The sequence below is a fragment of the Streptomyces flavalbus genome (genome assembly GCF_042674625.1).
In the GTDB taxonomy this organism is placed as follows: Bacteria; Actinomycetota; Actinomycetes; order Streptomycetales; family Streptomycetaceae; genus Streptomyces; species Streptomyces flavalbus.
The window spans coordinates 6,868,021-6,889,052 of sequence record NZ_JBHTEB010000001.1; the positions used below are offsets into that span (position 1 = coordinate 6,868,021).

Below are 21,032 nucleotides of genomic sequence, written 5' to 3' on the forward strand. Positions count from 1 at the left end.
CGCCGACGGGTACGCCCTTGACCATACGACATGGATTCCCTGGGCAATGAGTTGTCCACAGGGAGTCGCCGCGACCGTCCACAGGCGTTGCCCTCCCGGAGGGAAACGGTTGATGATGTTGGGCGTTGGGCGTTGCTGTCGGGATCTGTGGGGTGGGTGGGTCCAGTGCCGGTGGAGATCGCCGAGAACGGCCGTACGTGGCTGCTGTCCGGGCCCGCGAGCAGTTACGCCGTCCACCTCACCGACGCCGACGAGCTGCTGCACCTGCACTGGGGCCCGCGCATCGCCCTCGCCGACGCCGAGGCGCTCGCCGCGCGCCCGCTGCCGGACCACTGGCCCTTCGAGTCCCGGCTCGACGGCCGCGAGGAGTACCCCGTCGAGGGCGGCCCCCGCTTCACCCGCCCCGCCCTGTCCGTGCGCACCGGCGACGGGCGGCGCGGCACCGAGTGGTCCTACGAGGGCCACGAGGCCGACCCCGACGGCGTACGGCTGCGCTTCCGGGACGGCGGGCTGACCGTCACCCTGCACTACCGCGTCCGGCACGACGTGGTCGAGCGCTGGGTCACCGTCGACAACGCCGGGGACGCCGACGTGGAGCTGCTGCGCGCGGACTCCGCCGTCTTCACGCTCCCGGAGCGCGACGGCTGGCGGCTGAGCCAGTTGCACGGCCGCTGGGCCGCCGAGTCCCGGCTCACCGCAGCCCCGCTCACCTACGGCGAGAAGGTCATCGGCAGCCGCCGCGGCCACACCGGCCACCAGCACCTGCCCTGGGTCGCCCTGGACACCGACGCCACCGAGGAGCGCGGCGAGGTGTACGGCTGCGCCCTCGCCTGGTCGGGCTCCTGGCGGATCGGCGTCGCCCAGTTGCCCGACGCGCGCGTGCAGATCACCGGCGGCGCCGGACACGACGACTCCGGACTGCTGCGGCTGGCCGCGGGGGAGTCCTACACGAGCCCCGTCCTCGCCGGGCTGTGGAGCGACGGCGGCTTCGGCGGCGCCAGCCGGCCTGGCACCGCTACCAGCGGGCGTACGTCATCCCCGACGCCGACCAGGACCGGCCGGTGCTGTTCAACTCCTGGGAGGCGACCGGGTTCGGCATCTCCGAGGACCAGCAGCGGGCGCTGGCCCGGCGGGCGGCGGCGATCGGCGTCGAGCTGTTCGTCGTCGACGACGGCTGGTTCGGCTCCCGCACCGGCGACCACGCCGGGCTCGGTGACTGGACGCCCAACCCTGACCGCTTCCCGAAGGGGCTGGCGCCGCTCGCCGAGGACGTGCGGGCGCTGGGGATGCGGTTCGGCATCTGGGTCGAACCGGAGATGGTCAACCCGGACAGCGACCTGTACCGGGCGCACCCGGACTGGGTGCAGTACCAACCAGGACGTAAGCGGACAGAGTTTCGCAATCAACTCGTACTCAACGTCGCCCGCGAGGACGTCCAGGAGTACCTGTGGGAGCGCCTGGACGCCCTGCTGTCGAGCGCGCCCATCGACTACGTGAAGTGGGACTTCAACCGCTGCTTCACCGACGCCGGATGGCCCGGCGAGCCCTACCCGCAGCGGCTCTGGGTGGATCACGTACGGGCCGTGTACGCGCTGCTCGACCGGCTGCGGGCGGCCCACCCCGGCGTCGCCTTCGAGTCCTGCTCGGGCGGCGGCGGCCGGATCGACCTGGGGGTGCTGAGCCGTACGGACCAGGTGTGGACCTCCGACAACACCGACCCCCTCGACCGGCTCGCCATCCAGCACGGCTTCAGCCAGCTCCACCCCGCGCGCGTGATGGCCGCCTGGGTGACCGACAGCCCCAACGAGCAGCTCAACGGGCGGGTCAGCCCGCTGCGCTTCCGGTTCGTGAGCGCCATGGCCGGGGTGCTGGGGATCGGCGGCGACCTGACCCGCTGGAGCGAGGCGGAGCTGGCCGAGGCCCGCGACTGGGTGGAGCTGTACCGGGAGATCCGGCCGCTGGTGCAGCGCGGGGACCTCTACCGGCTGCGCCCGCCGCGGGGCGGGCTGAGCGCGGTGCAGTACGTGCGCGGTGCCGAGACGGTCGTCCTCGCCTGCCTCCAGGCGCAGCACCACGGCGAGCCGGTCCCCGCGCTCCGGCTGCGCGGACTGGACCCGGCAAGCTCCTATGAATGCCCTGAAACGGGCGAAATCCACCGAGGTGCCGTGCTGCTGCACCACGGGATACGGCTGGGGCTGCGCGGTGACCTTGATGCGGCAGTTCTCCGACTGCGTCGCATCTGAGTCATCTGTCCGGATTAATCGCTTCCATTCCAACTCGCTCCGGAATTCGGCACGCTGGAAATCCGGCACGTGAGCAGCGTCATAGCGGTGACCGTCCGTCGCCCGTCATGTTCACGTAATCAGGGGCTTTTTCAAGGGCTTTTAGGGAAAGCGTCACCGCTCGGAACAACTCAGGGTGACCGGTAATTCCCGTAAGGGATCAAGAAAAAGGCGTTCGGGTGGAACCTCTCGCTTGTCCGTTTGCGTCTTGCTCGCTTACGTTCCACACCGATCCCGGACGGAACGCCGAATCCTGCCGCCGTCCGGACTCCGCGCAAACTGACCCGTGCACCCGGCAGGAGCGGGGGACCCACAGGTAGACCGCCTGTTCCGGTTCCCGGAACAGGCTTGGGGTACAGCCGCACCTCGGTGCGGCCGGACATCTCCAGTCCGCACCCGACAGCTCACCTCGCAGGCGCAGGAGAGGAATTCGCCATGCCCGCCAAGGGTAAGCACCGCCGTCCCAAGTCCCTGCGTATCGCCCGCTCCATCGCCGTGGCCGGTACCGGTGGCGCCGCGCTCGCCCTGCCCCTGATGGGGGCCGCCAGCGCCAACGCCGCCACCCCGCAGTCCGTTTCGGAAAAGGCCGTCCACTCCGCCCCCGCGGCGCAGAAGTCGGCCGCCGAGAAGAAGTCCACCGCCGAGAAGTCGGGCGTGCGGACCTATTCCGTCCGTGCCGGCGACTACCTTTCGAAGATCGCTGACGAGCAGAACGTCGACGGCGGCTGGAAGAAGCTCTACGCGGACAACCGCGCGGCGGTCGGCGACGACCCCTCGCTGATCCACCCCGGGCTGAAGCTCAGCATCGGCCAGAAGGCCGCGGCGCAGGGCGAGACCAAGCAGGGTGAGGCCAAGAAGCAGTCCGCCCCGAAGGCCGCCAAGCCCGCCCAGCCCGCGAAGCCGAAGCAGTCGACGCAGTCCTCCAAGTCGTCCGCCGCCGAGTCCTCGCAGTCGTCCGCCAGCACCGCCACGACCACCGCCGCTTCGGGCTACAGCGCCCCCGTCGACGGCGCCGCCGTCGGCACCGGCTACAAGGTGGCGGGCAGCATGTGGTCCAGCGGCTACCACACCGGCGTCGACTTCGCCGCCGCCACCGGCACCACGCTGAAGTCCGTCGGCCCCGGCACCGTCGTCTCCGCGGGCTGGGCCGGTGCGTACGGCAACCAGGTCGTCATCAAGCTGAACGACGGCTACTACGCCCAGTACGCGCACCTGTCCTCGCTGTCCGTCTCCAGCGGCCAGACCGTGACCGGCGGCCAGCAGATCGGCCTGTCCGGCTCCACCGGCAACTCGACCGGCCCGCACCTGCACTTCGAGATCCGCACCACGCCCGACTACGGCTCCGACATCGACCCGGTGGCCTACCTCCGCTCGCACGGCGTCTCCATCGGCTGACGCCAGCCCCGCGACCGCGCCGACGGCCGGACCCCACGCACGGGTCCGGCCGTCGGCGTATTCCGCAATTGACCAAGGTTTTGGCAGTGGCTTATCTCACCGCCCGTCAACCCTTTCCTACGGTCGCGTAGGTCACAATCGACGGGGAAAGATGGGCCGATGTGGCAGACGATTCGAAGAATGACAGCAGATCAGTGATCGGGTCGCACGTGGCGGTGGGGGACAGCTTCACCGAAGGCGTCGGCGACCCCGGCCCCGACGGGGCGTTCGTCGGCTGGGCCGACCGGTTCGCGGTGCTGCTCGCGGACCGGCGTCCCGAGGGCGACTTCCGGTACACCAACCTCGCCGTGCGCGGGAAGCTCCTCGACCAGATCGTGGCCGACCAGGTACCGCGCGCCGTCGAACTCGCCCCGGACCTCGTGTCCTTCTGCGCGGGCGGCAACGACATCCTGCGGCCCGGCACCGACCCCGACGAGGTCGCCGAACGGTTCGAGGAGGCGGTCGCCCGGCTGACCGCCGTAGCGGGCACGGTGATGGTGACCACCGGGTTCGACACCCGGGGCGTGCCCGTCCTCAAGCACCTGCGCGGCAAGATCGCCACCTACAACGGACATGTGCGCGCCATCGCGGACCGGTACGGCTGCCCCGTCCTCGACCTGTGGTCCCTGAGGTCCGTCCAGGACCGCCGGGCCTGGGACCACGACCGGCTGCACCTGTCCCCCGAGGGGCACACGCGCGTGGCGCTGCGCGCCGGGCAGGTCCTCGGCCTGCCGGTCCCGGCCGACCCGGACCAGCCCTGGCCGCCGCTGCCGCCGCGCGGCACCCTGGAGATCCGCCGCGACGACGTGCACTGGGCGCGCGAGTACCTGGTGCCGTGGATCGGCCGCCGACTGCGCGGCGAGTCCTCCGGCGACCACGTCACCGCCAAGGGCACGCTCTCCCCGGACGACATCAGGACCCGGATCGCGTCCGTGGCCTGAACCGGGGCGCGCCTCAGCCCTCCCCGGCCGCCAGCCCCAGCTCCCGCGCGAGCGCCTCGTCCACCCACTCCTGGGCCCGCGCGCGGGAGACGGCGCCCGGGTACGCCGTCAACTGCACCGCGAGGCCGTCGAGTAGCGCGGTCAGCCGCAGCGCGGTGGCGGCCGGGTCCGGGCACCGGAACTCGCCCGCGGCCACGCCCTCGGCGATCACCTCGGCGAGGGCGGACTTCCACCGCCGGTCCAGCTCCCGGGTGACCTCCTGGAGGGCGGGTTCGCGGGGCGCCGCCGCCCAGCCCTCGATCCACAGCCGCCAGCCCTTGGCGGTGCCGGTGGGGGCGTACCAGCGCACCGCCGAGCGCAGTCGGCGCAGCGCCGTCGTACGGCGGCCGAGCAGCCCGCGCAGGTGTGCGAGGTCGCCCTCGGCGGCGTGCGCGAAGGCGGCGGCGACGAGCTTCTCCTTGGACGCGAAGTGGTAGAGCACCAGCGCGTTGCTCACCCCGAGCGCCGAGGCCACGTCGGAGATCCGTACCGCCGCGACCCCGCGCGCCTCGATCTGCTCCACCGCCGCCGTCAGCAGCTCGGCCCGCCGCTCCGCCACACTCAACCGCACCCTCGCCACGCGGATCACCCTAGAGCCTGTCGTCGAACTCCCGTCAGCGGTACCAACCGAACCGCTCCGCGATCACCGGCAGCCGGTCGGCGGCCAGGGCGTGCGCGGCGGCACGGGGCGTCGTGCCGTCCGCGTCGGCGCGCGCGAGGACGGTGGTGACCAGGGCGCGCATGGCGCGGCGGGTGTGCGCGAACGCCTCAGCCGCGTCGGCACCGACGTCCCCGAACAGGGTCCACCACCACCAGGCGTTGGTACCGGAGTTGACCACCACGTCCGGCAGCACCGTCACCCCGCGCGCGGTCAGCAGCCGCTCCGCCTCCGGCAGGACGGGCATGTTGGCGGCCTCCACGACCCAGCGGGCGGTGATCCGGGCCTGGTTGGCGGTGTCGATCACGTACGACGCCGCCGCGGGCACCAGCACCTCCGCCCCCGCCGTCAGCCAGGCGTCCCCCGGCAGCTCCCGGTCAGCGGCGCGCAGCGCAGCCCGGTCCACCGTGCCGTACCCGTCCCGCGCGGCGAGCAGCGCCTCCACGTCCAGGCCCGCCGGGTTGGCGATGGTGCCCTTGACGTCGGCGACGGCCACCACGCGCAGCCCCGCGCGGGCGAGGAAGCGGGCGGTCGCGCCGCCCATCGTGCCCAGGCCCTGCACGGCGACCGGGGTCCCCGCGTACGGCACCCCGGCCCGGTCCAGCGCCACCAGCGCCGATTCGGCCACCCCGCAGCCGCCCACCAGCTCGTCCAGGCCGATGCCGTCCACCTCCAGGGCGAAGGCGTCGGCGAGCCGACGCCGGGCGGCGGCCTCGTCGTCCAGCAGCGGGTACACGGCCTGCACCGAGGAGACCAGCCCCGCCTCGGCGGCGGCCCGGTCCACGAGATCCTGGCTGAGGCCGAGGTCCTCACCCGTCGTCCAGCAGCTCTCGACGTACGGCCGCATCGCCCGCAGGTACCGCACCAGCACCCCGTACGCCGCCGGGTCGCGCGGGTCGCAGTCGATGCCGCCCTTCGCGCCGCCCAGCGGGACGTAGCGGTTCCCGGGGTCGTAGTGCAGCGCCTCCTTCACGGTCATGCCGCGGGCCAGGCCGGTCACCTCCTCCAGCGTGCAGCCCGCCCGCATCCGCAGTCCGCCGCTGGCCACGCCCCGCACCAGCCGGTCGACGACCAGGAAGCCCCGGCGGCCGGTGACGTGGTCGGTCCAGGTGAGGGAGAGCAGGGGAGCGGCCGGGGCGGCGGCGGTCGGCATACGGACTCCAGGGGGACGACGGAACGCTACTGAATCGCCGGTCAGTATTCGAACGGGTTCCCGGGGATGTCAACGCGCCACCGCGCCAGCCGACCATAATGGGAGGACTCACCGACTCCACCTGGAGGTACCGTGGCCGGTTCCCGTTCCCTGCGCTCCGGGCTCCGCTCGCTGCGGCCCGTGGCCTTCGGCGCGGACCCCAGCGGTGAGCGCATGGCGCGCATCCGCAGATCCCCGCACTTCAAGGACGGCGTCTTCCAGAACCCGGGTCCGCCCGCCCGGACCCGGCCCTCGGGCTCGGCGGTGGAGTTCGCCAAGATCTTCTTCGACAAGGACGAGCGCTCCCGCCGCTCCCCGAGGGGCGGCGTCCCGGTGCACGCCACCACGCTCGCCGACATCGCCCGGCCGCCCGCCAGCGGACTGCGGCTGACCTGGATGGGCCACTCCAGCGTCCTCGCGGAGATCGACGGACAGCGGGTCCTCTTCGACCCGGTGTGGGGCCAGCGCTGCTCGCCGTTCCCCTTCGTCGGGCCCAAGCGGCTGCACCCGGCGCCGCTGCCGCTGGCCGCGCTCGGCCCGGTCGACGTCGTCGTCATCTCGCACGACCACTACGACCACCTCGACCTGCCCACGATCAGGGCGCTCGCCGGTACCGACACCGTCTTCGCGGTGCCGCTCGGCGTCGGCGCCCACCTGGAGCACTGGGGCGTCTCCGCGGACCGGCTGCGCGAGCTGGACTGGCACGAGGAGACCCGGGTCGGCTCCCTCACCCTGACCGCCACCCCGGCCCGCCACTTCTGCGGCCGGGGCCTGCGCAACACCCAGCACACCCTGTGGGCGTCCTGGGTCGTCACGGGCGAGCGGCACCGGATCTACCACAGCGGCGACACCGGCTACTTCGACGGCTTCACCGACATAGGCGCGGCCCACGGGCCGTTCGACGCCACGATGATCCAGATCGGCGCGTACAGCGACTACTGGCCCCGCGACCGGGCGGCGGAGGACGGACCCGAGCCCGGCTCGTGGCCCGACATCCACATGAACCCCTCCCAGGGCGTGCAAAGCCACCTCGACCTGCAACAGGGCCAGCCGGGCGGCGTCCTGCTGCCCATCCACTGGGGCACCTTCAACCTCTCCCTGCACCCCTGGGCCGAGCCGGGCGAGTGGACGCTCGCCGCGGCCGAGGCGGTCGGCCAGGCCGTCGCCGTACCCGTCCCGGGCCAGCCCTTCGAACCCGGCGGCGACCTCCCCGTACGCCCCTGGTGGCGGGACGTGTCGCAGCGGCTCACCCGGAAGTGGCCGGTCCCGGAGATCGCGCTGCGCACCACCCGCGGCCTCGACCTGGTCGGCGAGGACTGACCGCGCTCACAGCCTCAGGGTGAACCACGTCGTCTTCCCCTCGTCGGTCGGCCGGACGCCCCAACTGTCGGCGAGGCTGCGCACCAGCAGCAGGCCCCGCCCCGACTCCGCGTCCTTCTCCGCGAGCCGGGGCTGCGGCAGGTGCGAACTGAGGTCGGCCACCTCCACGGTGAGTTCGGTCAGGGACCGGCACGCCCGCAGCCCGATGGGGCCCTCGGCGTGCTGCACGGCGTTGGTGAGGATCTCCGAGAGCAGCAGCAGGGCGTCGTCCGCCTTCGCCGTGCAGTCCCACGCGCTCAGCGTCTTGTGGAGGAAGGCCCGCCCCTCGGGCACCGAGGACGGCACCGCGGGCAGGTCCGTGACCGCCGAGTCGACCGGCGCCGCCGGGAGCTGGGCGAGCAGCAGGGTCACGTCGTCGTTGTGGCTCTCGGCGTTGGGCACCATCACGGCCAGCACGTGGTCCGCGACCGCTTCGAGCCGGACCGTGGGGCTGTCGGTGAAGAACTCGTCGAGCACGCCGGTGAGTTCACCGATCCGGCCCTCGATGTCGCTGCCGGGCGTCTCGATCAGACCGTCGGTGTAGAGCACCAGCGTCGCCCCCGGCGGGACCTCCGCGCGGGTCTGCTCGTAGATGATGTTCCCGACGCCCAGCGGCGCGTTCACCGGCGCGGTGAGCTGGTACACCCGGCCGCCCGGACCGGCCACCAGGGTCGGCAGATGACCGGCCGAACAGACCGTCACCGTGTTGGTGTCCGGGGCGATGACCAGGTAGCAGCAGGTCACGAGCTGGTCGGGCACGTCCAGGTCGGCGACGCACGTGTCCAACGCCTGCATCAACTGCCGTGGCTGCATCCCGGTCTTGGCCAGGGCGTGCGCGGCCGACCTGAGCTGGCCCATCACCGCGGCGGCCTCCAGGCCGCGGCCCATCACGTCGCCCATCAGGACACCGACCCGGCCCGCGCCCAGCGGTATCAGGTCGAACCAGTCGCCGCCCACGCCCGCGCCCTGGGTGGCGGGTTGGTAGCGGCTGGCCGTCGCGAGGCCGGGGATGGCGGGCGGGGTGCCCATCAGACTCCGTTGCAGGGTCAGCGCGATGTGCCGCTGCTGCTCGTACAGTTCGGTCAGCTCGGCCTCGGCGCGCTTGCGGTCGCTGACGTCGCGGACGGCGGCCGACACCAGCAGCCCGTCCGCCGTCTCCAGCGGGCTGAGGCTGATCTCCACCGGGAACTCGGTGCCGTCCTTGCGCACCCCGTGCAGTTCCAGTCCGGCGCCCATCGGCCGCACCTGCCGGTTGGCGGTGTAGTCGTCGCGGTGCCGGGTGTGGTGGTCGCGGAACCGCCGCGGCACCAGCACCTCGACCGGGCGGCCGAGCAACTCCTCGCGGCGGAAGCCGAACAGGGCCTCCGTCTGCGCGTTGACGAGCCGGATCGTCCCGGTGTCGTCGACGATGACCATCGCGTCCGGTGCCGCCTCAAGCAGCCCACGGAACCGTTCCTCGGCGACCGACGTGCCGCCGCCGAGCCCTGTCCCACCGCAGCGGCAGCGCGCCCGGACCGCGGTGGTCTCCGGACTGTTCGGCCTTTGGTCCAAAGCGCTCACGTCCGATTCCCCCCTTCCTTACCGTTCGCGGTCATCACAGCGCACCCGGGACGCAACCGTGCGTGCATGTCGGCTTCTGTTCTCGCACTGCCCGAACCACGTCACATTCGGTCCTTCCCTGACCATCCGGCCGCGCCGGGGTGGACACGGGCGTCCGGGGCGTGGGGCGTTCCGCGGTCGTCGACAGTGCCCGACCGGGACCCCCGGTCGGGGCCACTCGGCCCAAGCCGGGCGTCCGCCGCGCGGCCGAGTCTGGAATCAGGGGCCCGGCTGTCGTGCCCCTCCGGCGAAACCGTCGGCCCGTGTGAGGAGGCGCCGCCATGACGACCACCACGATCACACCCCGACTCACCAGGACGCTGCCCACCGAGTACCGCGGCAGGCTCATGGCCGCCGCCCGCGAGGTCGACATCCCCTCGGGCACCCGCCTCTTCGACGAGGGGTCCCGCGCCGACCACTTCTGGATCATCCGGTCCGGGACCATCGCCCTGGACGTCCGGGTACCCGGCCGCCGTCCGGTCGTCGTCGAGTCCGTCGGCTTCGGCGAACTCGTCGGCTGGTCCTGGCTGTTCCCGCCCTACCTGTGGCAACTCGGCGCCCAGGCCGTGGGCCCGGTGCGCGCCTACGAGTTCGACGCCGGGGCGGCCCGGCGGATGTGCGCCACCGACCCCGCCATGGGGGAGGCGGTCGCGCTCTGGATCGGCCGGGTGCTCGCCCACCGCCTGTACGCCACCCGCACCCGACTGCTCGACCTGTACGCCCCGTACGGCAGCGGCGTACCCGGCTGAACCGTCCCGCCGCCCCCATAACCCTCGTACCAGCCCGTGTCCTGGAGGAATCATGTACGGCTCTTCGCACCCCGCGCCCGATCCGGCACCCGGCGACCGCCCGGCCGTCTGACCGGGAGAGGGGGAACGGCCATGGAAGAGGGACGCCGCACCAGGGTCAGGCGGCTGTGGCTGTGGCGGTGGCGGCGCAACGAACTGCGGCGCCGCAGCGACCGCGCCGAGGCGTGGTTCGTGCTCGCCGTCTGGGCGTGCGCCCTGCTGGGCGGCGTGCTCGGCGGCTGGGTCGCGGAGGCGGCCACGGCGGACAGCCTCGCCGCGAGCCGCTCGGCGGCCCAGCGCGTCCAGGCCGTCGTCACGGAGATCCCACTCGCCGACTCGGAGAACGGCGTCGTGGAGTCGTACGGCAGCGGCGCCTGGGCCAAGGTGCGCTGGAGCGACGGCGACGGCGCCACCCGCACCGGGGCGGCCTGGATCGACGCGGGCGTCGCCGTGGGCACGTCCGTGCCCGTGTGGACCGACGACCGGGGCAAGCTGATCCCCGAACCGGTGGACGGCGCCCAGGCCCAGCGGCAGGCCGTCCTGCTCGGCGTGCTCTCCGGCATCGCGATCACCGCGCTGGTACTGGCCGGGGGCCGCCTGGCCCTGCGCGGGCTGGAGCGGCGCAGCGTGGGGCAGTGGGAGACGGAGTGGGCGCTGGTGGAGCCGCAGTGGCGGAAGCGGATGCTCGGCTGAGCCGGACGGCCGGGACGGGTGAAGGGCCCGCACGGGGCGCGTGCGGGCCCTTCGCTCCTGCCTGGCTACCTGGCCGCTTACCGGGGCGCGGGTCCGGTGAGGTGGCACTCCACGTCCACCACGCCCTCGACGGCGCGGATCAGCCGGGCGGCCACCGGGACCAGGGAGGTGTCGCGGACCGTGCCGGTGAGGGTGACCCGGCCGTCGACGACCTCCACCGACAACGGCTCCGGGGAGGCGCGGAAGACCGACGAGACGATCTCGCGGCGCACCTCGTCGGCGATCTCCTCGTCCGGCCGCAGGAACACCTTGAGCAGGTCGGCGCGGCTGACCAGGCCCTCCAGCAGACCCGTCTCGCCGACCACGGGCAGCCGCTTGACCCTGCGCTGCGCCATGATGCGGGCCGCCTCGGCGAGCGAGGCGCTGGCGTGCACCGTGACCGCGGGGCTGGTCATCAGCTCCCCGGCGGTCAGCGCGCCCGCCTTGGCCAGGTCGCCCAGCCGCTCCAACTGCGTGAACCGGTCCGGGTCGCTGTCCCGGAACTCCTCCTTCGGCAGCAGGTCGGCCTCGGAGACGACGCCGATGACCCGGCCCTCGCCCGCCAGCACCGGCAGCGCGCTGACCTTCCACTGCTCCATGAGCCTGACGATGTCCTTGAACGAAGCGTCGCGGCCGACGGCGACGACGGTCTGCGTCATCACATCGCTCACGACGTAGGGGCTTGGATGCACGGTGTCCTCCTCGACGCCATGGGGCTCCTCATCCTCAGCGTGCGTCCGGCCACCGCCGCGGGCCACGGGCCGACCGGCTCCGCCAGCAGGGACCTCCGGCACCGGACGGGGACCTCTGGGCCTGTCCCCGTGATCGCCAGGGCGCAGCAGGATCGGGACCGGAGCCGGTCGCCACGGCGGCCGACCCCCACTCCGGCCCCCCCTCGGCGCAAGGAGCACAGCCATGTCCACCGAAACGGGCGGCGCCAGGACGCCGCCCAGCGCGGCGCTGGGTCTGCCCGCCGCCTCCGCCCTGGTGATCGGCAGCGTCATCGGCACCGGCGTCTTCGCCCTGCCGTCCGCGCTCGCCCCCTACGGCCCCGTCGCCCTGGTCGCGTTCGTCGCCGTCACCCTCGGCGCGCTGGCGCTGGCCCTGACCTTCGGCGCGCTGTCGAAGCGGGCCCCGGCGAGCGGCGGGCCGTACGTGTACGCGCGGGAGGCGTTCGGCGAGTTCGCCGGGTTCCTCAACGCCTGGTCGTACTGGATCACCGCGTGGGCGGGCAACGCCGCGATCGCGGTGGCGTGGGTCGGCTACGTCGAGGTGTTCGTCAACGAAGGGCACGACAAGGCGTACTCGGTGCTGATCGCGCTGGCCGGGCTCTGGATACCGGCCGCGATCAACCTCAGCGGGGTGCGCAACACCGGCGCCTTCCAGGTGGTGACCACGGTGCTGAAGTTCGTACCGCTGGTGTTCATGGCCACCATCGGGCTGCTGTTCATCGACCCGGACAACTTCGGCGCGTTCAACTCCAGCGGCCAGTCCACGCTGGGAGCGATCTCCGCGGCCGGGGCCATCGCCCTGTTCAGCTACCTCGGTCTGGAGGCGGCCTCGGTGGTCGCGGGCCGGGTCCGCGATCCCGGGCGGAACGTGCCGCGGGCGACGGTGTACGGCACGCTGGTGTGCGCCGTGATCTACATCCTCGGCACGCTCGCCGTCTTCGGCACCGTCTCGCACGCGCGGCTCGGGGAGTCGGGCGCGCCGTTCACCGACGCCGCGAACAACATCCTCGGCGGCACCTGGGCGGGCGACGCGGTCGCCGTCGCGGCGATCGTCTCCGGCATCGGCGCGCTCAACGGCTGGACCATGCTGTGCGCGGAGATGCCGTACGCCGCCGCCCGCGACGGGCTCTTCCCCGGCGCGTTCGCCCGGCTGCGCGGGGAGAGCGGGGTGCCGGTGTTCGGCATCGTCGCCTCCACCGTGCTGGCCTCGCTGATCACGGTGTTCAGCTACACCCGCTTCGACGACGTCTTCACCAAGATCGTGCTGCTGAGCGTGCTGACCGCGGTCATCCCGTACCTGTTCTCCGCCGCCGCCCGGCTGTACTGGCTGCTGCGCGGCCGTGCCGGCGCCAGCCCGCGCGCCCTCGCCCGGGACGTGACGGTGACCGTGCTCGCCATGGCGTTCTCGTACTGGTCGATCCAGGGCAGCGGCTACCAGACCGTCTACTACGGCCTGTTCGTACTGCTGCTGGGGCTGCCGGTGTACGTGTGGCTGAAGCGCGGCGACGGATTGGACGACACCCCGCCGGAGTCCGGCGAGTCCACCGGGTCCGCCGACGCCGGGCCTGCCGCTTCCGAGTCTGCCGACGCTGAGTCCGTCGCCTCCGAGCCTGCCGCCTCTGAGTCCGCCGACGCCGGCCCCGGGCGCGCGCCCGAGACGCCGCTGGTGCTGCCTGCGCCCCGCCGCCCGAGCGGTGTCCGCGCCGGGCGGCTCCGCGGCATCCTCCGCCACCACGACTGACGACGCCCAGGGAGGACAGCCCGTCATGAACACCTTCCACGTCGACTCCGAGGCCGGGCGGCTGCGCCAGGTCATCCTGCACCGACCGGGCCTGGAACTGTCCCGGCTCACCCCGCGCAACGTCGACGCGCTGCTCTTCGACGACATCCTGTGGGCCAAGCGGGCCAGGGAGGAGCACGACGCGTTCGCGCAGGTGCTGCGGGACCACGGGGCCCGGGTGCACTACTTCGCCGACCTGCTCGCCCAGACCCTGGACGTGCCCGAGGCACGCGAGTGGCTGCTGGAGCGGGTCGTCACCCCGGCCGCCGTCGGCCCGGCGCTCGCGGACCCCGTACGGGAGTTCACCGCCGGGCTGGACGGCGAGACGCTCGCCGGGTACCTCGTCGGCGGGCTGCTGAAGAGCGACCTGCCGATCGCCGCGCCGCACAGCCTGGTGTGGAGCGCCCTCGGCGGTGAGGAGTTCGCGCTGGCCCCGCTGCCCAACCACCTCTTCCCGCGCGACAACTCCTGCTGGATCTACGACCGGCTGTCGGTCAACCCGATGGCCAAGCCCGCCCGGCGCCGGGAGAGCCTGCACGCCGAGGTGATCTACCGGTTCCACCCGATGTTCGCGGCCACCGCCCCCGAACCGCTGCTCCAGGGCGCCGTCGGCACCCTGGAGGGCGGCGACGTGCACGTCCTCGGCAACGGCGCCGTCATGGTCGGCATGGGGGAGCGCACCACCGCCCAGGCCGTGGAGAACCTCGCCGCCCGGCTGTTCGCCGAGGGCACCGCCCACCGGCTGATCGCGGTGCAACTCCCCGCGGAACGGGCCTACATGCACCTGGACACCGTACTGACGATGGTCGACCGGGACGCCTTCGTCATCTACCCCGGGCTCGCGGACGCGCTGCGCTCCTGGACGCTGCGGCCCAGCGCCGCCCACCAGGCGGGCTTCGCCGTCACCCCCGACCCGGACCTGCCGACCGCGCTCGCCGAGGCCCTCGACCTGGACAAGGTGCGGATGCTCTGCGCCGAGCAGGACATCCGCAACGCCGAACGCGAGCAGTGGGACGACGGCAGCAACTTCCTCGCCCTCGCGCCCGGCGTGATCGTCGGCTACGAGCGCAACGTCACCACAAACACCCACCTGCGCAAACAGGGCATCGAGGTCGTCACCATCGCCGGTGCCGAACTCGGCCGCGGTCGCGGCGGCCCGCGCTGCATGAGCTGCCCCGTCGAACGCGACCCGGTCGCCTGACCGGCCCACCCCGAGGAACCACCATGACCGTCGACCTGCGAGGCCGCTCCTACCTGAGCGAACTCGACTTCACCGCCGAGGAGATCACCCACCTCCTCGATCTGGCCGCCGACCTGAAGGCCGCCCGGCGGGCCGGAACCGAACGGCCCCGCCTGAGCGGCAGGCACCTCGCGCTGATCTTCGAGAAGACCTCCACCCGCACCCGCTGCGCCTTCGAGGTCGCCGCCGCCGAACAGGGCGCCGCGACCACCTACCTGGGCCCGGGCGACACCCACGTCGGCGGCAAGGAGTCCGTCGCCGACACCGCCCGCGTCCTCGGCCGGATGTTCGACGGCATCGAGTACCGCGGCGCCGCCCAGTCCGTCGTCACCGAACTGGCCGCCCACTCCGGCATCCCCGTCTACAACGGCCTCACCGACACCGCGCACCCCACCCAGAGCCTCTGCGACGTCCTCACGATGCGCGAGCACAGCCGCAAACCGCTCACCGACACCGCCTACTGCTACCTCGGCGACGCCCGCAACAACATGGGCAACTCGCTGCTGGCCATGGGCGCCCTGCTCGGCATGGACGTGCGCATCGCCGCCCCCGCCGCGCTCCACCCCGACCCGGCCCTGGTCGCCACCTGCCGGGAACTCGCCGCGCGCAGCGGCGCCCGGATCACCCTCACCGAGGACGTGGCCCACGCCGTGCGGGGCGCCGACTTCCTGCACACCGACGTGTGGGTGTCGATGGGGGAGCCCGCCGACGCCTGGCGCGAACGCATCGAACTGCTGCGGCCCTACCGCGTCGACGCCAAGACCCTGGCCGCCACCGGCAACCCGGACGTCGGGTTCCTGCACTGCCTGCCGTCCCTGCACGACGAACACACCAGACTCGGCCGCCAACTCCGCGACACCTACGGGCTGACCGGCCTCGAAGTCACCGACGAGGTCTTCTCCTCGTCCGCGTCCCTCGTCTTCGACCAGGCGGAGAACCGGCTGCACACCATCAAGGCCGTCCTCGTCGCCACCCTGGAGGGCTGAACCGTGCGCATCGTCATCGCCCTCGGCGGCAACGCCCTGCTGCACCGCGGCGAACGCCCCGACGCCGACGTCCAGCGGGCCAACATCGACCGGGTCGCCACCGCCGTGGCCGCCCTCGCCCAGGAGCACGAGATCGTCGTCACCCACGGCAACGGCCCCCAGATCGGGCTGCTCGCCGTGGAGAGCGCCACCGACCCCGCCCTCACCGCGCCCTACCCACTGGACCTGCTGGGCGCCCAGACCCAGGGCATGATCGGCTCGCTGCTGGTCCGCACCCTGCACGACACCCTCCCCGGCCAGCGCGTGGCGGCGCTGGTCACCCACACCCTGGTCCGCGCCGACGACCCCGCCTTCCGCAACCCGACCAAGTTCGTCGGACAGGTCTACCCGCGCTCCGAGGCCCGCGCCCTCGCCCACCGGTACGGCTGGCACATCGCCCAGGACACCACCGGCTGGCGGCGCGTCGTCGCCTCCCCGACGCCCGAGGGGATCGTGGAGGCGGACACCGTCCACGAGCTGCTCAGCACCGGCACGCTGGTCGTCTGCGCGGGCGGCGGGGGCGTCCCCGTCACCGCCGACCGCGACAGCGGGGCCCTGCACGGCGTCGAGGCGGTCATCGACAAGGACCTGACCGCCGCGCTGCTCGCCGAGGAGCTGCGGGCCGACTTCCTGCTCATCCTCACCGACGTCCCGAACGTCTACGCCGACTACGGCACCCCCGCGCAGCGGGCCGTCCTCGACGCCACCCCCGCCGACCTGCGGCGCGGCGGCTTCCCGGACGGTTCCATGGGGCCGAAGGCGGAGGCCGCCGCCCGGTTCGTGGAACGCACCGGGGGCCTGGCGGCGATCGGCGCCCTGGACGCCGCCCAGGAGATCGTGCACGGCCGCTCCGGCACCCTCGTACGACCGGAGCTGACGGTGCCGTGACATCGCCAGGGCCTGGGTAGGGCCGGTCTCCGGTCCCTCCGGGACAGAAGGTCCCTCACGCCCCGGCCGCCACCACCTGACGATGGGAGGACCGTAGCTGGCAGTGTGCCCCTCAGGCGAAAGATGGAATAGCCATGTATCGGAATGACGGTTTCCGCGAACTGGGGCGCCGGGAATGCCTGCGCCTGCTGGCCCGAGCCGACATCGGCAGGATCGTGCACACCCGCCAGGCCCTCCCGGCCGTCCTGCCCGTCAACTTCAGCCTCGACGACGACGGCGCCGTGCTCGTGCGCACCGCCGCGGGCTCCGAGCTGGTCCGCGCGGTCGACGGCGCGGTGGTCGCCTTCGAGGCCGACGAGGTCGACCGCGTCGCCGAGGCGGGCTGGAGCGTCGTCGTCACCGGCACGGCCACCGTCGTCACCGACCCCGCCGACCTGCGGCGCCTCGCCCGCACCGGCCCGCGGTCCTGGGCACCGTCCCCGCGCGAGGTCCTGCTGCGCGTCGAGCCGGAACTGGTCACCGGCCGCGAACTGGTCGGCGGACGCACCATGTACGGCCTCGACCTGCCGCTCTGGGCGCCCGCGGAGGCCCGCCGAACGACCCGCGTAAATAGGGCTGTTCAGCCCTCTCGGCGCGGACCTTCGGCATCCGGCGCCCAGGGGCCGGAGCCAGCAGAGTGAAGGTGTCAGGCACCACCCGGACCGTTCCCCGAAGGGACCACCGTCATGGCCGTGCACAACCACCCGCAGCAGGGCACCGGCTTCCACCTGCCGTCACTGCGCCGCAACCGGACCACCGCCGCACCGCAGTCCGACGCCGCCGCGCTGAGCGAGGCCCACACCGCGCGGGCCTACGTGTTCGGCTCGGTCCGCCTCCTCATGGGCTTCGTCTTCCTGTGGGCCTTCCTCGACAAGACCTTCGGCTTCGGCTACGCGACCCCGTCCGGCAAGGGCTGGATCGACGGCGGCTCGCCCACCCTGGGCTTCCTCAGCAACGTCAAGGTCGGTCCGATGGAGTCGACGTTCCACTCCTGGGCCGGTGACACCTGGGCCGACTGGATGTTCATGCTCGGCCTCCTCGGCATCGGCGTGGCCCTCGTGAGCGGCGTCGCCCTGCGGCTCGCCGCGGTCGCGGGCACCGCGATGATGGCGTTCATGTGGATCGCCGAGTGGCCGCCCGCCAAGCACCTCTCGGACGGCTCGGCGAGCATGTCGACGAACCCCTTCGCCGACTACCACGTCGTCTACGCCGCGATCCTGATCGCCCTGGCCGTCGTCTCGGCCGGGAACGCCCTCGGATTCGGCCGCCTCTGGGCGAAGCTCCCCTTCGTCCGCGACAACGGCTGGCTCCGCTGAACCCCGGCGACGCGGTGGACCCACCGACGGGTCCACCGCGTCGGGCCGCCCCCGGGCGCCGGACGTGCCGGACGCGCCGGACGGCCGAAGGGCCGGGTTACCCGGTCCGCCCGTCCCACTCGGCCCTCGCGGGTCACGGACCCGAGACGGGCCGTCGGCATACCCGAACCCGCGCGACCCGACCCGGGCCCAACGGCCCCCCGGTCGTCCCCGGTCAGCCCCTGGGACCCCGCGCCGCCCCGCTGGATGCTCGAAGTGCCGGACCACCACAGGTGAGGAGATCCGTGATGTCGGACGACGTGCTGCACCGCCCCCCGGTCCACGCCCTGCTCGCGGACGGCACCACCGTGCGGATCCGCCCCGTGGCACCCGCGGACCGCGCCCAGCTCGAGGGCCTCTACCAGGAGATGTCCCCCGAGAACCTGCGCCTGCGGTTCTTCGCGGCCAGCCGCCGCGCCGCCGAGCAGGCCGCCGAACGGGCCTGCGCCACCGGCCGCCCCGGCCACCGCGCGCTGCTCGCCGAGCGGGCCCAGCAGGTGCTCGGCCTCGCCGAGTACCACAGCGGCGAGGACCCGGCCTCCGCCGACGTCTCCATCGCCGTCGCCGAGGGACTGCACCACCGCGGGGTCGGCACGCTCCTCGTCGAGCACCTCGTCTCCGCCGCCCGCACCGACGGCATCACCACCTTCACCGCCGACGCCCTCAGCGAGAACCACAAGGTGATGCGGCTCTTCACCGACCTGGGCCTCGACATCACCCGGCGGCTCGACGGCCCCGAGGTGCACTGCTCGATCGCCCTCGACACCGACGACGCCTACCTCACCGCCGTCGAGGAACGCGGCCGGACCGCCGACGTCGCCAGCCTCGGCCCGCTCCTGCGGCCCGAGACGGTCGCCGTGATCGGCGCCGGACGCACCCCCGGCTCGGTCGGCCGGGCCCTGCTGCACCACCTGCACACCGGCGGGTTCACCGGCCGCCTGTTCGCGGTGAACCCGAAGTGCACCTCCGTCCTCGGCGTCCCCTCGTACCCGTCCGTCGCGCTGCTGCCGAAGGTGCCCGACCTCGCGGTGGTCGCCGCGCCCGCGCCCGCGGTGCCCGGCATCGCCGAGGAGTGCGGCAAGGCGGGCGTACGCGCCCTGGTGGTCGTCTCCGCGGGCCTCGACACCGGCACCGCGCGCGCCCTGGTCACCGCCTGCCGCACCCACGGGATGCGCCTGGTCGGCCCCAACTGCCTCGGCATCGCCAACACCGAGCCAGGGCTCGGCCTGGACGCCACCTTCGCCGCCAGCCACCCGCGGCCCGGCACCGCCGGGGTCGCCGTGCAGTCCGGCGGCGTCGGCATCGCCCTGCTCGACGGGCTGTCCCGGCTCGGCATCGGCGTCTCCAGCTTCGTCTCCCTCGGCGACAAGTACGACGTCAGCGGCAACGACCTGCTCCAGTGGTGGGAGAGCGACGACCGCACCGACCTGGCCCTGCTGCACCTGGAGTCCTTCGGCAACCCGCGCGCCTTCTCCCGCACCGCCCGCCGCGTCACCCGCCGCATCCCCGTCCTCACCGTGGACGCCGGACGCACCGACGCCGGGCGCCGCGCCGCCGCCTCGCACACCGCTGCCGCCGCCACCGGCACCATGACCCGGCAGGCCCTGTTCACCCAGGCCGGGATCACCGCCACCCACTCCATCGGCGAACTCCTGGAGACCGCCGCCCTGCTGCACTCCCAGCCGCTGCCCGCGGGCACCCGCGTCGCCGTCGTCACCAACGCGGGCGGCGCCGGGGTGCTCACCGCCGACGCCTGCGCCGAGGCGGGCCTGGTGCTGCCGCAGCCCACCCCCGACCTCGTCGACGACCTGCTCACCGTGCTGCCCGAGGGCGCCTCGGTCGGCAACCCCGTCGACGCCACCGCCGCCGTCGGCGAGGCCGAACTGCGGGCCTGCGTCGACCGGCTGGTCGCCCACCCGGGCGTCGACGCCGTACTGGTCGCCCTCGTGCCCACCGCCGTCGCCGCCGCGACCGGCGACGACCTGGTCCGCGCCCTCACCGACGGCCCCGGCCGCCGGGCCCGCCCGGTCGCCGTCGTCCGCCTGGAGCAGGAGGTGCCGGTGACGCTGCTGCGCGCCGCCGACGGCACCGTCCCCTCGTACGCCGAACCCCGCGCCGTCGCCCGCGCCCTCGCCCACGCCGCCCGCCGCGCGGCCTGGCTGGCCCGCCCGGCCGACGTGCCCGCCGCCCTCGACGACGTCGACGGCGCCCGCGCCCACCAGGTGGCCGAGGAGTACCTCGCCGCCCACCCCGAGGGCGGCTGGCTCGACCCGCGCACCTGCGCCGACCTCCTGTCCTGCTACGGCATCCCGCAACTGCCGTGGGCCTGGGCGGAGACCGAGGACGAGGCCGTGCTCGCCGCCGAACGGCTGCGCGGCGCGGACGGCCGGGTCGTGCTGAAGGCCCACTGGCCCGGCCTGGTGCACAAGAGCGAACAGCGCGCCGTCCACCTCGACCTGCGCGGCGACGCCCAGGTCCGGGCCGCCTACCGGGACCTGGAGACCCGGTTCGCCGGACTCCTCACCGGCGTCGTCGTCCAGCCGCTCGCGCCGCGCGGCACCGAGCTGTTCGCCGGGGTCGTGCAGGACGAGGTCTTCGGACCGCTGGTGCTGTTCGGGCTCGGCGGCACCGCGACCGAAATCCTCGCCGACCACGCCGCCCGGCTCGCCCCGCTCACCGGACACGACGTCCACGACCTGATCACCGGCCCGCGCTGCGCCCCGCTGCTGTTCGGCGCGCACGGCGGCGGGCCCGTCGACCTCGACGGCCTGGAGCAACTGCTGCACCGGCTCTCCCGGATGGCGGCCGACCTGCCGCAGCTCGCCGAGGCCGACTTCAACCCCGTACTCGCCACCCCCGAACGCGTCACCGTCCTCGACGCCCGGCTGCGGCTGCTGCCCCGCCGGTCCCAGGATCCCTATCTGCGCCGACTGCGCTGACCCTCAGCCGC

At 73.5% G+C, this 21,032-nt stretch carries 15 protein-coding genes, 2 pseudogenes and 1 riboswitch; of the genes and pseudogenes, 13 read left to right on the forward strand and 4 right to left on the reverse strand.

The genetic code is table 11. The features are described from left to right. The first annotated feature begins 135 nt into the window (after window positions 1-135). The 3 genes and pseudogenes from ACFQZ6_RS30665 to ACFQZ6_RS30675 all read left to right on the forward strand — a co-directional run bounded on the left by ACFQZ6_RS30665 (window position 136) and on the right by ACFQZ6_RS30675 (window position 4,657). Window positions 136-2,243: pseudogene (locus tag ACFQZ6_RS30665) on the forward strand (alpha-galactosidase). A gap of 316 nt (window positions 2,244-2,559) precedes the next feature. Then, a riboswitch (cyclic di-AMP (ydaO/yuaA leader) is annotated at window positions 2,560-2,713 on the forward strand. Window positions 2,714-2,717: 4 nt separating this feature from the next. After that, complete coding sequence (locus tag ACFQZ6_RS30670; RefSeq protein WP_381615581.1) at window positions 2,718-3,677, forward strand: M23 family metallopeptidase; 960 nt, start codon at window positions 2,718-2,720, stop codon at window positions 3,675-3,677. A gap of 194 nt (window positions 3,678-3,871) precedes the next feature. Continuing rightward, window positions 3,872-4,657: an SGNH/GDSL hydrolase family protein gene (locus ACFQZ6_RS30675; protein ID WP_381615583.1), complete on the forward strand. Its 786-nt coding sequence runs from the start codon at window positions 3,872-3,874 to the stop codon at window positions 4,655-4,657. Between the two features lie 13 nt (window positions 4,658-4,670). Here the strand turns inward: ACFQZ6_RS30675 and ACFQZ6_RS30680 are convergent, their stop codons facing one another. Beyond that, window positions 4,671-5,276 (reverse strand): TetR family transcriptional regulator C-terminal domain-containing protein, encoded by a 606-nt coding sequence (locus ACFQZ6_RS30680; protein WP_381615586.1) that lies wholly within the window; start codon window positions 5,274-5,276, stop codon window positions 4,671-4,673. A gap of 34 nt (window positions 5,277-5,310) precedes the next feature. Further along, window positions 5,311-6,507 (reverse strand): Glu/Leu/Phe/Val dehydrogenase dimerization domain-containing protein, encoded by a 1,197-nt coding sequence (locus ACFQZ6_RS30685; protein WP_381615589.1) that lies wholly within the window; start codon window positions 6,505-6,507, stop codon window positions 5,311-5,313. Between the two features lie 132 nt (window positions 6,508-6,639). Here ACFQZ6_RS30685 and ACFQZ6_RS30690 point away from each other — a divergent pair, with 132 nt between their 5' ends. Next, a complete protein-coding gene (locus ACFQZ6_RS30690; RefSeq protein WP_381615592.1) occupies window positions 6,640-7,866 on the forward strand; it encodes an MBL fold metallo-hydrolase in 1,227 nt (408 codons plus the stop codon). A 6-nt stretch (window positions 7,867-7,872) separates the two neighbouring features. On the opposite strand, the gene ACFQZ6_RS30695 is transcribed toward ACFQZ6_RS30690, so the two are convergent. After that, window positions 7,873-9,465, reverse strand: a complete 1,593-nt coding sequence (locus tag ACFQZ6_RS30695) for an ATP-binding SpoIIE family protein phosphatase (RefSeq protein WP_381615595.1) — start codon at window positions 9,463-9,465, stop codon at window positions 7,873-7,875. A gap of 320 nt (window positions 9,466-9,785) precedes the next feature. Between ACFQZ6_RS30695 and ACFQZ6_RS30700 the strand changes: the two genes are divergently transcribed. After that, window positions 9,786-10,253, forward strand: a complete 468-nt coding sequence (locus tag ACFQZ6_RS30700) for a Crp/Fnr family transcriptional regulator (protein WP_381615597.1) — start codon at window positions 9,786-9,788, stop codon at window positions 10,251-10,253. A 132-nt stretch (window positions 10,254-10,385) separates the two neighbouring features. Then, window positions 10,386-10,985: an Rv1733c family protein gene (locus ACFQZ6_RS30705; RefSeq protein ID WP_381615600.1), complete on the forward strand. Its 600-nt coding sequence runs from the start codon at window positions 10,386-10,388 to the stop codon at window positions 10,983-10,985. A 77-nt stretch (window positions 10,986-11,062) separates the two neighbouring features. On the opposite strand, the gene ACFQZ6_RS30710 is transcribed toward ACFQZ6_RS30705, so the two are convergent. After that, complete coding sequence (locus tag ACFQZ6_RS30710) at window positions 11,063-11,683, reverse strand: CBS domain-containing protein (protein ID WP_381618779.1); 621 nt, start codon at window positions 11,681-11,683, stop codon at window positions 11,063-11,065. A gap of 328 nt (window positions 11,684-12,011) precedes the next feature. Here ACFQZ6_RS30710 and ACFQZ6_RS30715 point away from each other — a divergent pair, with 328 nt between their 5' ends. The 7 genes and pseudogenes from ACFQZ6_RS30715 (at window position 12,012) to ACFQZ6_RS30745 (ending at window position 21,021) form a co-directional block, all read left to right on the forward strand. Continuing rightward, window positions 12,012-13,496 carry an APC family permease gene (locus ACFQZ6_RS30715; protein WP_381618781.1) on the forward strand — a complete coding sequence of 495 codons (1,485 nt, stop codon included), beginning with the start codon at window positions 12,012-12,014 and terminating at the stop codon, window positions 13,494-13,496. Between the two features lie 25 nt (window positions 13,497-13,521). Then, window positions 13,522-14,736, forward strand: a complete 1,215-nt coding sequence (locus ACFQZ6_RS30720) for an arginine deiminase (protein WP_381615607.1) — start codon at window positions 13,522-13,524, stop codon at window positions 14,734-14,736. 23 nt (window positions 14,737-14,759) lie between these two features. Next, window positions 14,760-15,761: an ornithine carbamoyltransferase gene (gene argF / locus ACFQZ6_RS30725; RefSeq protein ID WP_381615609.1), complete on the forward strand. Its 1,002-nt coding sequence runs from the start codon at window positions 14,760-14,762 to the stop codon at window positions 15,759-15,761. A 3-nt stretch (window positions 15,762-15,764) separates the two neighbouring features. Beyond that, on the forward strand, window positions 15,765-16,688 hold the full coding sequence (locus tag ACFQZ6_RS30730) for a carbamate kinase (protein WP_381615612.1): 924 nt from the start codon (window positions 15,765-15,767) through the stop codon (window positions 16,686-16,688). Between the two features lie 134 nt (window positions 16,689-16,822). Further along, a pseudogene (locus ACFQZ6_RS30735) lies at window positions 16,823-17,254 on the forward strand (pyridoxamine 5'-phosphate oxidase family protein); the annotation flags it as partial. Window positions 17,255-17,413: 159 nt separating this feature from the next. Then, window positions 17,414-18,043, forward strand: coding sequence for a hypothetical protein (locus ACFQZ6_RS30740; protein ID WP_381615615.1), 630 nt, complete (start codon window positions 17,414-17,416; stop codon window positions 18,041-18,043). A gap of 287 nt (window positions 18,044-18,330) precedes the next feature. Then, the gene (locus ACFQZ6_RS30745) at window positions 18,331-21,021 is read left to right on the forward strand and encodes a bifunctional acetate--CoA ligase family protein/GNAT family N-acetyltransferase (RefSeq protein ID WP_381615617.1); all 2,691 of its coding nucleotides are present in this window, start codon (window positions 18,331-18,333) and stop codon (window positions 21,019-21,021) included. Window positions 21,022-21,032: the final 11 nt, after the last annotated feature.

Excerpts from the sequence above, each read along its gene's own strand:
- ACFQZ6_RS30670 (WP_381615581.1), top strand. The coding sequence starts at position 2,718 with ATGCCCGCCAAGGGTAAGCACCGCCGTCCCAAGTCCCTGCGTATCGCC.
- ACFQZ6_RS30685 (WP_381615589.1), bottom strand. The coding sequence starts at position 6,507 with ATGCCGACCGCCGCCGCCCCGGCCGCTCCCCTGCTCTCCCTCACCTGG.
- ACFQZ6_RS30700 (WP_381615597.1), top strand. The coding sequence starts at position 9,786 with ATGACGACCACCACGATCACACCCCGACTCACCAGGACGCTGCCCACC.
- ACFQZ6_RS30705 (WP_381615600.1), top strand. The coding sequence starts at position 10,386 with ATGGAAGAGGGACGCCGCACCAGGGTCAGGCGGCTGTGGCTGTGGCGG.
- ACFQZ6_RS30710 (WP_381618779.1), bottom strand. The coding sequence starts at position 11,683 with ATGACGCAGACCGTCGTCGCCGTCGGCCGCGACGCTTCGTTCAAGGAC.
- ACFQZ6_RS30720 (WP_381615607.1), top strand. The coding sequence starts at position 13,522 with ATGAACACCTTCCACGTCGACTCCGAGGCCGGGCGGCTGCGCCAGGTC.
- argF (WP_381615609.1), top strand. The coding sequence starts at position 14,760 with ATGACCGTCGACCTGCGAGGCCGCTCCTACCTGAGCGAACTCGACTTC.
- ACFQZ6_RS30740 (WP_381615615.1), top strand. The coding sequence starts at position 17,414 with ATGGCCGTGCACAACCACCCGCAGCAGGGCACCGGCTTCCACCTGCCG.
- ACFQZ6_RS30745 (WP_381615617.1), top strand. The coding sequence starts at position 18,331 with ATGTCGGACGACGTGCTGCACCGCCCCCCGGTCCACGCCCTGCTCGCG.